Origin of the sequence: Pollutibacter soli (assembly GCA_029269725.1) — a bacterium.
Taxonomy (GTDB): Bacteria; Bacteroidota; Bacteroidia; order Chitinophagales; family Chitinophagaceae; genus Pollutibacter; species Pollutibacter soli.
The window spans coordinates 59,374-75,051 of record JARJHS010000001.1 but is presented as its reverse complement, the minus strand read 5'-3'; the positions used below and the strand labels follow the sequence as shown (position 1 = coordinate 75,051).

Here is a 15,678-nt window from a genome sequence, read left to right as displayed (position 1 = left end):
AAGCAAGGGTTTTGGCTGAAATTATTTCCCGACAGGCTTCCAGATATCACCCGTAACATCTCTATTCGTCAGCATTTTTAATACCCTGAAGAGAAATTCATTTTCGGTTTCACCGCTTTCATCAATCATTCCGCGGAATGCTTTTTCAGACACGGGAAATATCGATGTGAGATCCATTTTCCAGACTTCATATTCCTTATTGAATTCGAAATACAAGGGAGTTTTTTCGTCGTTCACTAACACCTGGCCCTTTGCTTTTTTCCCGTTTATGGTGATGTCTCCAATGCTATTTCTTGCGACACTGTTTTTACCTACCATTCCATTTTTAATAGCGTATACAATCAATCCCTTTCCATCCATTGTCTTGATTTCCTCCACACGAGCCCGGTGGCGAATGGAAAATACCATCAGCTTGTCGAGGAGACTGAGTTGGTCAACAGTAGCGGAATCTGCATTACGCACTTTCGCCAAAACAGATGAATAATAGTTGATGGTGTTCTGATCAACCCAATTTGCAGCATCCTCACCTTTATCATTCATAATTGCTGCCTTGTACTTTTCGAAACATTCTTTGACAGCTTTACCTTCTGCCGTCTGGCCCAGCAGATTAACGGAAAAGAAAATGAAAGCGATAAGAATCTGTGATGTTTTCATAATTTGACGTTAACGAGACATATTTTATCAGTTCCCGGGCGCAATAATTTTTTAAGAACCGGGCGTAAAATAGTAATTGAGCAGATCAAAACCATTGGCTATAAACGATTTTGCTAAAGAATCAGTATGTCTTTCCTTGTTTTTTAAGCTATGTGAAAATTTTCAATAGCTATGCCATATCCGCACAAAAACGTACATTTATTGTCTAAGATTCCCGGAAATGCGCACCCTTCTATTTTGTATTCTCCTGCTTGCTGCCACTTCAACAAGGGCACAGCGTTTTATACCTTCTCCAATTGTTGGATATACGCCGATTGGAATGGGCGGCGCACAGCAATTGATGTACCGGGAAATTCCGGACAAAAAATGGTTTGTGACTTCTAATGTCGGGATTACTACGGGATTCAGTACATGGAAAGGCGGAAGTGCAGGTTATGTCGCTGCGCCTGTTTCTCTTCAACTCAACAGAAGACTTACCGATAATCTCTATGCTTACGGAGCAATAACAGCTGCTCCGACTTACATGAATTTCAACGGCGCGTTTATGGGAGCCAATGCGGGTAAATACCAGCCGACAGGCTTCATGAGGAACGGAAGTTTTAATATGTATTCACGTGCTGAAATGGGATTGTATTATATCAACGATTCCAAAACCTTTTCCATTTCCGGAAGCATCAGCGTCGAACACGGCGGTCATCCGATGATGCCTTACTACTACGCACCGCAGAACAAACAACAACCTGCTGCACAAAACAACAGGTAAGATCTACAGCGTTCTTTCCGGGTTACAGAATAATAAATCGCATGAGCGACGATGACATTTTTATTATTATTTCAAAGCTGATAATAGTTATCATCGTTTGTTTCGAATTCTGGAATCGCCATTCCCAGCAGTTGTTTTATATTGGTTTCAATCGTTTGACAAATAGCAGTTAATGGCGTATCCGAAGGTCTGTTTTCAAATGGATCCTGGAGTTCCCAGGCAGTTTTTTGCAGAAGCAAAAAAGGTAATGTAATGGTCACCATCAATCCGAATTCAAAAAATGGATTCAATTCTTCAAGCGCAACTACTAGACATACCAGGAATACAATGATGAAAAACCGGAGGAACAAATTGTACGTGCGCGGAAAAATAGTATTCTTTATCCTTTCCGCCCTGCCCATATGATCACATAATCTCAGAAGTGTAGTATCTAACTGGACCTGCTGATAATCGTTAACAAAATTCGTTTGATGCAGGTACTGCAGGTCCGAAGATTGATGGTCGAGCAATGCCAGCGGCAGATGCCTGACATTCGCAAGTGTTGCAAACTCCTTTTCAGAAATAAATTCCTGCAGGCTTTGACGGGGATCGAGTCTGCGAAGCGAACGAGCCAGCGAATAATTCCAACCGAGTTGTCTCATGCCCATTCTCTCCACTACCGGCCAGGCCTCTTTGCTGGTACAAAATTGCTTTAACTGTACAACAAGCGTTCGTGAGTCGTTCACAATTCCACCCCAGATTTTTCTCGCCTCCCACCACCTGTCATATGATTGACTTAGTTTAAAAGACAATACAAGCGAAATTGCAGTACCTAAAAATGCAACGACAGCTAAAGGCAAATCAACATCAAAATGAAAAAAATATTTCAGCGAGATAACGAAGATGTTGAACAAAAGCAGGAACACGAAATCCCGTTTGATTTTGTTAACGAGATATGATAGCGGTATCCGCCTGTTGAGAAGCATTCAGTTTGGTTTATGTTGAAGCTAACAAAAATTCAAATTGCAAGTATCAGCCATTGGTTGTTCATCAGATCCAATCCAGTTGCTTTATTGTCATTTCGGATTCCACTTCACCAGTGTGTTTTGTTTCTTTCGGTTCAAACAGCAAATTGAAAACAATTTCGCCATTCGTATGCGGGCGATGCTCGACTCCCTTTGGTACAATCAGGATTTCGCCCTCCTTAACTTCCACTGTTCGTCCATCTCTGAATTCCATCAGTAATGTTCCTTTGAATACCATAAACAATTCATCTTCATATTCATGACTATGCCAAACGAAATCATCTTTCAGTTTACAAAGTTTTACATATTGTCCATTAAGCTCACCGATGATATGCGGCGTCCACTGTTTCTCGAACAGTGAAAACTTTTGCATGATGTTGATGGATTCAATGTTTTGCATTTCCTAATTTATGCAAGTTTGTTGATCCAGAACGAAAAATGAAACCAGGGATTTTATCCGGGAATATTTTCTGTAAGTACGGTATTTCCTTTTTTATCGAAATAGGTACAGGTCATGGCGTTCAGATCGACGATCCACTTTTCAATGCCTGCATCGGCAGATTGTCTGCAAAAAGTCGGATAGTCTGTACCGCCTTTCTGGTGAGTTTGTAGGTCGATTTCAAACTGCGCGGCATTGCAACTTTCCGCAATTGTGAGATTTGCGTATTTCGATTTTGATGAAATCCTCTCCGTAGAACCACCATTGAAGTCAGTATGACCATCAAAAACCCAGGTCTGGTACCAGCTGACACCCAGGGTTTTCAACGAGTTAATATACACCGGGAAATCTGCGCCTGACTTTACTTTCTGATGTTCCTTCTGAATTTGATCAATTGTAAACATGTTGTTGATATTACAATGTAAAATTCATTATTTGCTTTCCCGGGAAATTGTAAAAAATCGTTTTTTATTGAAATCGCCTGAATTGTTCGGGAGTGTTACCGGTGTATTGCCGGAAGTCTTTTATAAAATGCGCCTGGTCAAAGAAGTTATTTTCATAGCAAAGATCCGTGAGCGATTTTCCGCATGAAAGATCTTTCAGAACACTGTTAAACCGAACGATCGAAGCGAATTTTTTGGGGGATGTTCCGACTAATTTTCTGAATCTTTTTTCGAATGGACTTTGACTGATCAGCAGTTTTTTATTCAGTTCACTGATCCTGATAGCTCCTTTTGAATCATAAATGAGCTTTACAGCTTCGATAATGAGTTTGTCGGAATGGATGTCTTTCAACAGGGAAAGAAAGAAATTCTCTGTTATTTTAACACGCTGCTGATCTGTGTCAGCATTACCCAGCTTTTCCTCAAGTTCGGCTATCCGTGATTTCCCAAATACATCTTCAAGAGCGACGCTCTGATTAAACAATTCGTGAACCGGATTTGAATTGAAATGAGAAAAACCTGTTTCCGTAAAATATACCAGTATCGTTCCTACACCGGCACTGCTTTTGAAAATTTTGCAGCTTTCACTGATACCTGTTACACCTGCGGAAGCAAGTGGTGTTTCTTTGTGTTGATTGATCATCGTTAATTTTCCACGATACTGAAAACCCGCTACCAGTCCAGGCGAAGGGAATACTTTGTACTCGGCGATTTTATCATTTTCGGAGATAGCGAAATAACTGATGTAAGGTTGAAGTTTTTGTGTCGGTATGACTTTTTCAAATCTCATTATGAGAAATGAAGATAAGGCGATTTTCAGATCCGGCTCATTGCAGTTTATGGTAAATTTTATAGTGCTGCAGCACAAGTCATCTCAGTCCGGAATACGACATGTACAAATATTTACGTGGATCTGCTCAAACCAAATACCCGCAGAAATCGCAGCAATACCTCGGAGAAAATCTGCGCCTTCCTTTAGCGCAATCAGCAAGGGACAAATAAGCATGCGAGTGCCGGCAGTTTAATACAGGAAATGCAAGTTAAAGTTGAATTCCCTATTATTAATTTTGTTCAATACTTTACGGCAGAAAATTATATCCTGATTTAAATCATAACCTGATTTTTATTGCACTTTAAACTGATATGCCAAAATAGTTCGTATTGACAACACAAAACTTCACTCCGAAATTCTTATTCACAAAAAAACGTGTTTTGACTGACTTTGTCCTGCAATCACGCATTGCCCATCTCCGCGATTCTCTTCGCGACATGCGCCAATACCTCTTCCAGTTCTTTCTCCGGACTGAAGTCAAGCAGCTTTGCATCTTTGGTGACTTTGGCTGTATGTCCTGGTGGTAGATAAAATGCATCGCCGGCACTAATCGTTTCTTCAAATCCATCGTTGTACAGGACAATCATCTCTCCATCAACCATATAACCCCAGTGAGGGCATTGGCATTTGTCGTTTTTCAATCCTGCCAGCAGCGGAGCAAAATCAGTACCTGCGGGTAACTCATTGAAAGCAACAGTCATTCCGCCATAACCGGAAAGATTACGCATAACCGTGCCCGGACCTTCCATCTTAACTGGAATTTTCTCTTTTCTGATTTTCATAACAATCGTTTGAAATGTTGAAATGACTGATTTGTCAACACGTGGCAATCAGAATAAATACATCAATAGCGGCACAGATTGATTGGTCGATAGCAGATTAATAGCAGGAATTAAGTTGTACGGATCAAGAGCAGATGAAGTTAGTATAAAATCACAAACGGACTCAAGGCGAAGTTTTTCTAAGCGGTAGCTTCCGGCCATAGCTCACTTGGCGCCAGATCCATTCAGCGGGTCCGTACCTCATGTATTTCAGCCATATACTGCAAAAGCCCACCTGTGATAAATAGATCAAAACAGCTATCGGGATCGTCCATTGTAAATGCATTTTCCCCAGCAAACCGAACCCGGTCCCATAGAAAATCAAAACAAAAAAAAGTGTCTGTGCAAGGTAATTCGTTAATGACATGGTGCCAATCAGCCGGAACCATGAAAATAGTTTTGTTCCAGGGTAATAACTGTACAACCAACTTAATGATAGGACATAAAAACTGGTGAGACTTAAAATGCCCACCCGTTCGAAAGCAAAATGAAGTGTCTTAAGTCCGATAGATTTTATTTCCATTCCGGAATATTTCAGGAATGGAAATTGCAGAAGATAAATTAATGCGATTGCGAGCGCAATGGACCAGTATATTCTGATCAGTTTTATGTTAAGCACACCTGAGAAAAATCCCGAGCGCATGATAAAAAAACCAAGCAGGAATTTTGCAAGAATTTCAGACATGTCCTTCAACTGCCCCATCGTCACAATAATGATATACCAAAGAGATTTGTAATTGTATTCAACTATCGATGCTATTTTTCCCGAAAGCATTGCATCCACATATTTAAACTGAAGATTACTAATGACTTCGACATTATTTGGAATGAATGCCCATCTGAAGGCCTGAACGATTGGCGTGATCAATAACAACATTATCAAACCGGATATCAAAAGTTTTCTATTATTCATGTTGCGAAACAAAAGGAGCAGGAACCCGCATAGTGCATAAGTACTCAGGATTTCTCCCCACCAGATGGCAAGGTGAATGATACCGATAAGTAGAAGAAAAAACATCCGTCGTGAAAAGAACGACACCACATCCAGGCCCTTTGTTTTCGTTCGATCGATAATCACCCCAAACCCGTAACCGAAAAGCAAAGCAAAAAGTGTGATGAATTTATTCTCAACAAAAACGGTTACAAATTTCTCTGTAGCGATATCTGCTGGAGTCGATATCAATAATTTCATCATTGCTTCCGGCAATGCATAGGCGATAAAACCGGTGAGATTGGCGATCAATACTCCGGTCAGGGCAAATCCGCGAAGGGTATCGATTAATTTATTTCTTTCAGAAAGCGAAATGGGCGTAGAATTATTCGTCATGTAAAACCGGAGTTTGATTTGACTCTGAGTCAGAGATATATCTCGTGCTTATATTTAGGCGATACCAGCTTTACTTTTTTGTCGTGCCTGTTTTGCAAGGTGATGATCAATCCTTTTTTTAAGAAACTCTCGTTCTCGGTTTTATATATCTCCTGACCCTTATCACAATCTTCATATTCTTTTTTTATTACGAGCCAGCCCGTCGAAAGATTAAAATCCACATCTTCCCAATATTCGCAGGGCTTACCATAATTATTGCTGAAACCAATCAGATAAAATTCGTCATTCTGAAACCGGTATTTGTCTGTATGTCCCCATTTCCAACTGCTCCCTCCCGCGTGGCTGATCATTAAAATCCCATTCTTAATTTCCATCATTTCGTATGGATCACCCATCATTCCGCCATCCCTGCTTCCGAGTAATGCCTGCAGCGATTGTTTCCAGCTGATCCATTTGTCTTTTTCTTTTTTATAGATGATCAAATCTCTGATCACACCTTCTGAATCTTCGGATGTTTTGTCCGTATTATAAGCTACAACAAGTTCTTTGATTCCGTCTTTGTCAAGATCACCAGAAACTGTATCAACAACAGAATACTCTGTCGGCAGTGGAATCTCCTGTGCGGTAATCCCTAAATGAACAACTGTTAAAATTGCCAGGAGAAATATAGATCGGTTCATGATACAGTAGTGAATAGGCTGATAGCTGTACTACTAATTTAGGTGAATTCATCATGGACTGAAAGTCTCAACCAATTAAATAGTTATCACCACTTTCCCTTTGTGCTCTCCTCTGACGAAAAGTCCGATGGCAGATTGAAAATCTTCGAGTTGAAAAGGTCCGTCAATAATTGGTTTGAATTTCCCGGCAGTATAAAGTTCATTACAATAAGCCAGATCTTTGTTTGGTTTTAGCGAAACGATACTCATCCGTTTTCCGGAAAACAGACGGATGGCGCCACCAACAATTAAAGTCTGCAACAAACGACTGATCGACCCACCCACCGTAGCGTATGTTCCACCGCTGTTTAACGCCCTGGCATAATCGAAAACAGGACGATTGGTTTTTACATCAAGTATAAGGTCGTATTGCTGACCTGTATTTGTGAAGTCGGTTTTGGTATAATCCAGCACATAATCAAAACCGATTTTGCTCAGCATTTCCAGTTTTGATCCAAGATCCACTCCAGTGATCTCAACATCAAATTGTTTGGCAAGCTGAACTCCAAAAGTTCCTACGCCACCGCCCGCACCATTGATCAAAACTTTCTGACCAGACTTAATCCTGCCAACATCGATCAGCCCCTGCACCGCAAGCATAGCTGCCTGGGGAATAGCAGCGGCGTCAACAAAACTCATTACAGGGGGTTTATGCTCCAGCATCTTTTCCTGCGCACAAACCCATTCTGCAAAACCTCCCCATCGACCGCTAAGATCTCCATATACTTCGTCACCGATTTTAAACTTTGAAACCTTTTTCCCGCAGGCTTCCACCACTCCCGCAATATCGGAACCCAGTATTGTTCGCTTTGGTTTCGCAAATCCATTCAGCATCCTGTTTACAAAATCTCCATTCATCAATGCGATATCCCAGTCGTTGATGGAAACGGCATGTACTTTAACCAGTACTTCGTCATCTGCAGGAACTGGTTTGGAAATTTCTTTTAATTCCAGGACATCCGTATTGCCGTAAGCAGTGTAGACTATTGCTTTCATGTTCGTTGTTCGTTGATTGTTGATCGTTGTTTGTTGTTCGTTCTATGATGCATGTTTTTCTACATTGATCAACTGCTGACCTTACCGAACAACGATGAACGAACAACGAAAAACGATGAACTACCCAAAGGGTTCCTGTATCGATTTGCCTGGCTTCGAAAACCATTTCGGACCTTCTGCAGTCATGTACACACAATCTTCAAAGCGTACACCAAATTCACCAACAATGGCAATGGTCGGTTCGATACTGAAACACATACCGGCCTCCAATGGTTGCATATTGCCTTTGACCATATTGCCCCATTCATGTCCGTCCATACCGATGCCATGACCGGTGCGATGAGGTATGCCGGGAAGTTTATAACCGGGCCCGAAGCCGGCATCAGTAACTACTTTACGTGCCGCGGCATCCACTGCGTCGCCGGTGGAACCAATTTTTGCCGCGGCAAAACCCGCGGCCTGTGCCTGCTTTTCAAGATTCCAGATTTCCTCCTGGCGTTTGGTGGGCTCCGCACCAAAAACGATTGTTCTCGTTACATCTGAATTGTAGCCATGCACATTACACCCGCAATCCATTAAAACGATATCTCCTTTCTTCAGCAGTTGAGGCTCGCGGGTACCATGCGGAAATGCAGAGGCTTTACCAAAAAGACAAAGTGCAAAATCTGCACTGCCGCCCAGATCATTTTGTGCTTTCATAATGATCGAGGCAAGAACACTCTGACTCATTCCTTCTTTCAACTGCGCAACACTGTTTTTAATAGCAGTAAGAGTAATATCCGTTGCTGTCTGCATCAGTTTTATTTCTGCGGGCGACTTAATAATGCGACAGGGAATAGTTACAGGATCACCGCTTACTATGTTTACACCGGGCGACTCCCTGCGAATACCATCAACAATAAAAAAACGTGTTCTTTCTTCAACTCCAACATCGCCTGATGCTACTCCCGCATCTTTCAATGCGGAAACAATCAGTTTATAAGGACTCTCGTCTTCCTGCCAGGCATATACTTCTTTTCCGATAGTGATCTGCTCTCTTAATCTCGCTTCCTCAAAGGCAGGACAAACATATTTTACTTCACCTTTAGCAGGAATAATCGCAATCATGGTACGTTCGCTTGGCCACCATTGTACTCCTGTAAAATAAACCATCGAGGTACCACAGTCGAGAATTAAAGCCCCGATTTTATTTTCAGTCAATAATCGTTGTGCTTTGGCTACGCGTTCAAGTCTTTCTGCATTTGAAATGGGCACGGCATCTGCAGACATGGATTTTACTGCAGCGGGAACAGCAGTTGATTCATTTTGATTTTCCGAAGAACAGGAATTCAGCGAAGACAACAATCCGCCCGATGCAGCAATAGCACCAAGGCCAATAAAATTTCTGCGTTTCAAACTCATAAGCAGGGTTGAAAAATGTTATGATTTTGAATGTATGAATTTTTCAGAAGTTTTATTCGCCGTGAGGGATCAATCTGAAGTTTTATTTTTTTGCAACCTGTTACCTTCACGATAGTATTGCCAGAAAATCAATGCCGACAAAACCAGTAAAAGAAGATTTCCACTATTGAGAAACAGCCATATTCCAACAAGAGAAAAAATAATTCCGAAAAACATGTACCATGAACGCATGTCGTAATAATGCGGAGCAAAGACTTTGACGATATCCTCGTTTGAATAACCTTCTTTCATTAATTGCTCTCTCATTTCTCCTTCCGGAAAACCTGCGCGGATTTTTTTTCTGATGGCTTTTATTTTTTCCTCAGTGATCATTATAAATAAAATCGGTTAGCGATGTGATTTTGAAAGTATAATGTTAATCTCACCAATGCTTAAAAAGAACTAATATGCTACACCACTAAGAACACCAATTCGCCGCCATATCCCTCCTTTTAAAATTTCAATATCTATCACTGATTCCCCCGAATCGTGCAGGAAATATGCGAAATAGCTGACGCGAATTGTTTTTCCTCTAATATATATTGGTTCAGCAATAAAATATGCCCAACTCCAAAAACGGCCGAGCTTTTTTCTTATGTCGATAGTATCTCCTTTTGATTTTAGTAATTCATAACCTTCCCTATATTTTTTGGAAAGGAAATCACAAATTGTGTCCGAACCCAGGCGCCTGGATTCCGGAAACAGCTGATCGGGAACACCACTATCAATAAGCTTAGGCAACTTTCGTTTGAGAAATTTCCTTTCTTTTCTGGTAAAATCTACTCCTTTCTTACGAATTTCTTCGAATCCCCCATTCATTCCCTTTAATGCATCGGGAAATATCATTTTCGATGGATGATCGCCGTAATAAATAACATCCGGGGAATGCATCGCCATGATCTTGTTGTAGACGGATTTGATATAACTTGAATCAAATTGTGCATTTGCAAAAAGTGCTGAGGACAAATACAGAACAAGAAAAAGTCTATTTTTCACTCTAATGGTTAAATTCTATTGGCACTATTTACTTACTAATATTCCTCTTTTTTTTTGCTTCTGAGCATTTTAATTAAGTATAGGAAAAACCGGGAACTACCACACGTTAACTAATATCTATCACTTCAACACCATATAAAGCAGCATAAACCCGAGTACACCTCCTGTAATTCCCGCAATCCCCAGGAATACTCCCGCAAAGCCAATGATCTTATTGATATTACTTTTTCTCCTGAAAGATTTGTACAATCCAATTGCAGATAAAACCAACCCCGTGAGGCCACATGGTGCTAACGACACAAGAAATATTACCCAGAACCACATTTCCGATCTTTTGACAGTCAGCTGATCCAGGATAAAAATAAAAAGAGAGACAAATGGGAAAAGATAAAAACCCAACACAAAATAATATATCAGAAAAATGTTCAATCGCTTGAACAGGCCTGCCGCAGTGTTTTTCGCCATCATGTAAAAGCAATCTAATAAATATTCTTTTGCTTCTATAATTTGAAAACCATCATGAAGAAAATTTAATCTGAATATTGTCATATATTACTATTCCCAATTGGAAAAATTCAATGGTTTGTTTGTATGATGAACAGAACTGAATTTCTCAGACTTTCAGCGTTTGCTGCTGCGGCCATAAGTTTTCCTTTGTTGTCGTCATGCAACTCAGGAAATAATATTCAGAAAAGCTGGGCCGATCCAAAATTTCTTTCCCGATTATTTGATCGCGAAACAATAATAAAAGCGGGTCAGGATTACCTTAAAAAGAATCCCGATGAAAACAACCCAGACAAACTGGTCGGCATACTTGTCGACAAAAATTCTGTCGCTGAACTAAAGGACGAGAAATCAGTACATCAATATCTCGACGAAAAGATCAAAAAAGATTTTTCAGATGGGAATACCGTGATGGTGCAGGGCTGGATTCTTTCGAAAACCGAAGCACGTCAATGTGCATTGTTTGCTTTGATCAACTCTTAAATAGCAATTCTAAAATCATCCATCAGAATAAATCATCTGCATGCACATTGATGCAAAAAATCTTGAAAACAATTCACTGATCGAGGGAGATATATGTATTGTCGGTGCCGGTGCTGCAGGCATCAGTATGGCGATGGAATGGAACAATACGCCGCACAAAGTAATCCTGTTAGAAGGTGGGGGATTCAAATATGAAGATGAGATGCAGGAATTGTATGCAGGCAAGTCGACCGGGCAGCATTATTATCCGATGAAATCCATCCGCCTTCATTATTTCGGCGGTACAACAGGACATTGGGCCGGGTGGTGCGCAGTATTTGACGAAATTGATTTTAAAAAGCGCGACTGGATTCCGCAAAGCGGATGGCCGATAACGTTAGCCGATATCAACCCCTTTTATCCCCGGGCACAGCGATATGTGGAAGTGGATAAAGATGATTTTACGCTTGACCACTGGCTGAAAAAAGACAAATCATTCAAGCCATTTCCGCTGGACGAAACAAAAGTCTGGAGTAAAATGTGGCAATTCAGTCCACCTACACGGTTTGGCGAAAAGTATAAAGACAGTATTGTAAATTCGAGGAATGTGCATTTGTATACGTATGCAAACGTTGTTGATATCGCGGCTGATGAATCTGTTTCAGCAATCAGGGAAGTCACGGTGAAAAATCTTGCGGGCAAACAACATCGTGTGCGTGCAAAATATTTTATCCTCGCTTGTTGTTCCGTTCAGAATGCGCGATTATTGCTTGCGTCAAACAAGCAGGCTAAGAACGGGTTGGGAAATGATCATGATAAGGTAGGCAGGAATTTCATGGAACACCTGGAGATGAAAACCTCGAGTTTATGGGTCGCGGACCCGGCAGATATCAATCTGTACAAAATGGATTTTGGCAAAACCAAGGCCCGTGCAGAACTCGCTATTGGTGAAAAATTACAGGAGAAATATAAAATACTGAATGGCACATCTTCACTTACTCCTTTGGAAATAGCCATTGACCGGCCGGCATTTATTGAGATCTGGCAGGATGAGGAAAATGCATTAAAGAAGGGAATAGCCAAATATGATGAAACAAAAAAACAACCAACAAAACTGGATATACCGAAAGGCTTTAAAGCATATGAGTTGTTTACGAGAATGGAACAGGCACCTAATCCAAATTCCAGGATCACACTCGATACAGAAAAAGATGCTTTGGGAATGCCAAGAGCAAAATTGCATTGGGAATTAACGCACCTGGAGAGAGATAGTCTGCGCGATATTAACAGGATCATTGGTCAAGAGGTCGGTCGCGCATCCATGGGACGTGTAAAAATATATGATTATCTGCAAAAAGATGGTGATCCTGAGTGGCCTTCATTCACGGGTGGAGGATGGCACCATATGGGAACAACGCGTATGAGTGAGGATCCGAAGCAGGGTGTTACCGATGCAAATTGTAAAGTCCATGGAATAAGAAATCTGTATGTGGCAGGCGCATCCAACTTTGTCACAGCGGGGGCAGTAAACCCTACACTGACATTGATTGCGTTGACAATGAGATTAAGCGATGAGTTGAAAAAGAAAATCAAGAAATGATATTGAACACCAAATCAACTTGACAGTATAAAATTAAATCTTCAAGATTATCCACGAATTACTTGCAGATGTAATAACCAAGGGTTTTATCAAAATTCAAATATTTACACCAGTTATCAAATCTGACTATGTAGGCGTCATTCTTGATTTTCTCCTTAACCTCAAACAAATCATTCAAAGCATCCTGATATGACGTGTATTTTCCAATACAGGTTCTAAATGACCTGTTTCGGAATATAACATCAACATTACTAAACCCTGCCTTCGTAAATTTTGCCTGCTTAAATTTGGCCCTTTCAAGATTTGAATCACCGCCAGCTACAATCGTCCAGGAAAAATCACCCTGCAATGACACCGCAGTACTATCTGTTTTCGCGTTTTTCTGAATCAAGTTTGCGCCAGCAAAATCGATATTTTGCAGTTGCTGCTTTTGCAGGCCGGGCGACAGATTTTCATCCATTAATTTTGGAAGCAGGTTTTCCGAAATGAATTTCTTTTTTCTGAATTTTCTGATTTTTGACGAATCCAGTGAGAGCATTCCGTTATCCTGAAATACCAAAAGCATGTCCGAGAATTCATCATAGTTTTTTGCTTCCGTTGCTTTAAGAAGTAGCGTTGACTGAAACTTTTTATCCTCCAGAGCAGTTATAGATTTGCTGTCATAATATTTCAAAACAATTCCTGTTATGAGTGTGATTAGACCGCCAGCGATAGAAATGACCAGAGGAGTGAAAATCGTTTTGCTTTTCTGTTCCTGGATTTTCAGATCCAGTTCCTTTTTTCGGATTTCCAACTCCTCCATTCGTATTTGCTGCTCCAATTCAAATCGTTTTAATTCTAAATCTCCTTTTGTAATCGTACCCATTTTCATCTTTCATTTTGAAGTCTGTGTTTCCGAATATCAGCATCACAGATACAAATATTATCTGTTTAGGTCGGAAGAAATAACCGTTTAAACACTGGAATTTTTAAGGAATCAATGATGAAAAAACCAGAGCAGGGAATCCATTCGTAGCAGCTGCGATCAAGAATGGGAACTTTTTATCCGACACAAACTTTAAATTTTATTAATGGAAAAAGATTTAAAAAAAAAGCATCTGAATTCATATTGTTTATAATTTTATACTTTTCGGTCAAACTTATTCCTACAAATAATCGGCGCGACAGGTAATAGGCAACTATCACCTGTAATGCTGTTCGCTTTTCAACCAACGTCTCTTGCTTGAAGAAAGAAAACTTTATTAATCGTAAGGTTTCGTATCATTTATTAAAAAAGAAAACTAACCCCATTGATTCGGCAATACCTAAACGTTTGCTGATTTTTAAATAACACCAATTATGAGCCAATTACTGGATGAAGTTTTTAAGGCAAGATCATTTACCAACAGCAAAGGAGAACTGGTAAAAGTTCACTCTGAAACGAACAGGGATCAATGCAAATTTTTACAGCAGATTATCCGGGATAAGAAAGCGTCAAAAACTATTGAAATAGGTTTTGCATTTGGGATTTCCACTTTGGCAATAACAGAGGAAGTTGCAAAAAACGGTCATAGGCATGTGGTTATTGACCGATTCGAAAATACCGGCTGGCACGGGAATGGCCTTGAATTATTGTCCATGGCAGGCCTTTCTGATGCAATCGAATTCTATGAAGAGTATTGTTACATCATTCTGCCGGAACTGTTAAAACAGGGAAGAAAATTTGATTTCGCATATGTCGACTCCACGAAGCTGTTTGATTGGTTAATGGTTGATTTTTTCTACCTGGATAAGATGTTAGAGCCAGGTGGTGTCATCGTTTTCGACGACCTGATGTTTCCTGGTATAAGAAAGCTGTTTAGATATCTTGTACAGTTTCCGCATTATCAATTGTATGGTGTATACCCTGAAAACAAAAAAATCACAGGAGTAAGAAAAGCCGTATCCTTTTTACGCCACCTCCCGAAATCACAAAAGTATATTAGTCCTGAAGTCATCTTAGATGATTATAAACTCGGTATCAACTCCAACTGTGTTGCTTTGGAAAAAGTTGGTGAAGACGAACGAAGATGGGACTGGCACAAGACTTTTTGATAAGCAGAAAGAGAAAACAGAAACAGGTAAAACGAAATTGAAAACTGAAAACCTGCCTGTCCGGAAGGCAGGGCAGGCAGGCTGAAAACCAGAAGAATGCAGAAACAGCTCAACATTCCCTGGCATTTAAAGGGTTTTGTTCAATGAAAAAGCAGCATCCCGAAGGATGCTGCCGCAAACATCAAAAAGCAAAACAAAACAATCATCCTGGAAATGCATCGCGGATGAAAAACTCCCTGGCACCCGAAGGCATTTTCCAGGTCACCAGCTGCCCCTTCCGGTACCCCATAAGCGCTATTCCCAAGGGAGAAAATATCGATAACCGTCCCTGCCCCACATTCGCCTGCGATGGCAGAACGATTTTGAATTTCATCTGTTTTCCTGACTTCTGATCTTCAACTGTTACGTTGGAATTGAGTTGCACCACATCATTGTGGATTGCATCATCTTCTTCAGCAATTTCGGCTTCCATCAATTCCTCATAGAGTTGAGTTGCATTGCGATAATCATCAGAAAACGGTGTGAGTCTTTCATATATGTACTTCATCAGCAATTCATAGTCGAACCTCTTTAAAAGAAGTTTAGTTTTTACTGTATCCATAATC

General features: G+C 40.5%; 19 protein-coding genes. 4 read left to right on the top strand and 15 right to left on the bottom strand.

Annotated features, from left to right (window positions below; all coding sequences use genetic code 11):
• Positions 1-21: 21 nt before the first annotated feature.
• A complete protein-coding gene (locus tag P2W82_RS00360) occupies positions 22-654 on the bottom strand; it encodes a hypothetical protein (RefSeq protein ID WP_336513834.1) in 633 nt (210 codons plus the stop codon).
• 220 nt (positions 655-874) lie between these two features.
• On the opposite strand from P2W82_RS00360, the gene P2W82_RS00355 reads away from it, so the two are divergent.
• A complete protein-coding gene (locus P2W82_RS00355; RefSeq protein ID WP_336513833.1) occupies positions 875-1,417 on the top strand; it encodes a hypothetical protein in 543 nt (180 codons plus the stop codon).
• Positions 1,418-1,488: 71 nt separating this feature from the next.
• Here the strand turns inward: P2W82_RS00355 and P2W82_RS00350 are convergent, their stop codons facing one another.
• The 12 genes from P2W82_RS00350 to P2W82_RS00295 all read right to left on the bottom strand — a co-directional run bounded on the left by P2W82_RS00350 (position 1,489) and on the right by P2W82_RS00295 (position 10,983).
• Positions 1,489-2,382 carry a bestrophin family protein gene (locus P2W82_RS00350; protein WP_336513832.1) on the bottom strand — a complete coding sequence of 298 codons (894 nt, stop codon included), beginning with the start codon at positions 2,380-2,382 and terminating at the stop codon, positions 1,489-1,491.
• 64 nt (positions 2,383-2,446) lie between these two features.
• Positions 2,447-2,821 (bottom strand): cupin domain-containing protein, encoded by a 375-nt coding sequence (locus P2W82_RS00345; RefSeq protein ID WP_336513831.1) that lies wholly within the window; start codon positions 2,819-2,821, stop codon positions 2,447-2,449.
• 53 nt (positions 2,822-2,874) lie between these two features.
• Positions 2,875-3,264, bottom strand: a complete 390-nt coding sequence (locus P2W82_RS00340; protein WP_336513830.1) for a DUF1398 domain-containing protein — start codon at positions 3,262-3,264, stop codon at positions 2,875-2,877.
• A gap of 64 nt (positions 3,265-3,328) precedes the next feature.
• On the bottom strand, positions 3,329-4,093 hold the full coding sequence (locus tag P2W82_RS00335) for a helix-turn-helix transcriptional regulator (RefSeq protein ID WP_336513829.1): 765 nt from the start codon (positions 4,091-4,093) through the stop codon (positions 3,329-3,331).
• Positions 4,094-4,536: 443 nt separating this feature from the next.
• Complete coding sequence (locus tag P2W82_RS00330) at positions 4,537-4,917, bottom strand: cupin domain-containing protein (RefSeq protein WP_336513828.1); 381 nt, start codon at positions 4,915-4,917, stop codon at positions 4,537-4,539.
• A gap of 163 nt (positions 4,918-5,080) precedes the next feature.
• Positions 5,081-6,283 (bottom strand): DUF418 domain-containing protein, encoded by a 1,203-nt coding sequence (locus P2W82_RS00325; RefSeq protein ID WP_336513827.1) that lies wholly within the window; start codon positions 6,281-6,283, stop codon positions 5,081-5,083.
• A gap of 29 nt (positions 6,284-6,312) precedes the next feature.
• Positions 6,313-6,963, bottom strand: coding sequence for a hypothetical protein (locus P2W82_RS00320; protein ID WP_336513826.1), 651 nt, complete (start codon positions 6,961-6,963; stop codon positions 6,313-6,315).
• 75 nt (positions 6,964-7,038) lie between these two features.
• Positions 7,039-7,998 (bottom strand): NAD(P)-dependent alcohol dehydrogenase, encoded by a 960-nt coding sequence (locus P2W82_RS00315; RefSeq protein ID WP_336513825.1) that lies wholly within the window; start codon positions 7,996-7,998, stop codon positions 7,039-7,041.
• Between the two features lie 120 nt (positions 7,999-8,118).
• Complete coding sequence (locus P2W82_RS00310) at positions 8,119-9,399, bottom strand: M24 family metallopeptidase (protein ID WP_336513824.1); 1,281 nt, start codon at positions 9,397-9,399, stop codon at positions 8,119-8,121.
• Between the two features lie 69 nt (positions 9,400-9,468).
• Entirely contained in the window at positions 9,469-9,771 is a 303-nt protein-coding gene (locus tag P2W82_RS00305) for a hypothetical protein (protein ID WP_336513823.1), read from the bottom strand.
• Between the two features lie 69 nt (positions 9,772-9,840).
• The gene (locus tag P2W82_RS00300) at positions 9,841-10,434 is read right to left on the bottom strand and encodes a hypothetical protein (protein WP_336513822.1); all 594 of its coding nucleotides are present in this window, start codon (positions 10,432-10,434) and stop codon (positions 9,841-9,843) included.
• Positions 10,435-10,554: 120 nt separating this feature from the next.
• Positions 10,555-10,983 carry a hypothetical protein gene (locus tag P2W82_RS00295; protein ID WP_336513821.1) on the bottom strand — a complete coding sequence of 143 codons (429 nt, stop codon included), beginning with the start codon at positions 10,981-10,983 and terminating at the stop codon, positions 10,555-10,557.
• Between the two features lie 42 nt (positions 10,984-11,025).
• On the opposite strand from P2W82_RS00295, the gene P2W82_RS00290 reads away from it, so the two are divergent.
• Positions 11,026-11,421: a hypothetical protein gene (locus P2W82_RS00290; protein WP_336513820.1), complete on the top strand. Its 396-nt coding sequence runs from the start codon at positions 11,026-11,028 to the stop codon at positions 11,419-11,421.
• A 40-nt stretch (positions 11,422-11,461) separates the two neighbouring features.
• Positions 11,462-13,000, top strand: a complete 1,539-nt coding sequence (locus P2W82_RS00285) for a GMC family oxidoreductase (RefSeq protein WP_336513819.1) — start codon at positions 11,462-11,464, stop codon at positions 12,998-13,000.
• Positions 13,001-13,058: 58 nt separating this feature from the next.
• On the opposite strand, the gene P2W82_RS00280 is transcribed toward P2W82_RS00285, so the two are convergent.
• Positions 13,059-13,820, bottom strand: a complete 762-nt coding sequence (locus tag P2W82_RS00280; RefSeq protein ID WP_336513818.1) for a hypothetical protein — start codon at positions 13,818-13,820, stop codon at positions 13,059-13,061.
• A 518-nt stretch (positions 13,821-14,338) separates the two neighbouring features.
• On the opposite strand from P2W82_RS00280, the gene P2W82_RS00275 reads away from it, so the two are divergent.
• Complete coding sequence (locus tag P2W82_RS00275; RefSeq protein ID WP_336513817.1) at positions 14,339-15,073, top strand: O-methyltransferase; 735 nt, start codon at positions 14,339-14,341, stop codon at positions 15,071-15,073.
• Positions 15,074-15,275: 202 nt separating this feature from the next.
• Here the strand turns inward: P2W82_RS00275 and P2W82_RS00270 are convergent, their stop codons facing one another.
• Positions 15,276-15,674: a GreA/GreB family elongation factor gene (locus P2W82_RS00270; RefSeq protein ID WP_336513816.1), complete on the bottom strand. Its 399-nt coding sequence runs from the start codon at positions 15,672-15,674 to the stop codon at positions 15,276-15,278.
• Positions 15,675-15,678: the final 4 nt, after the last annotated feature.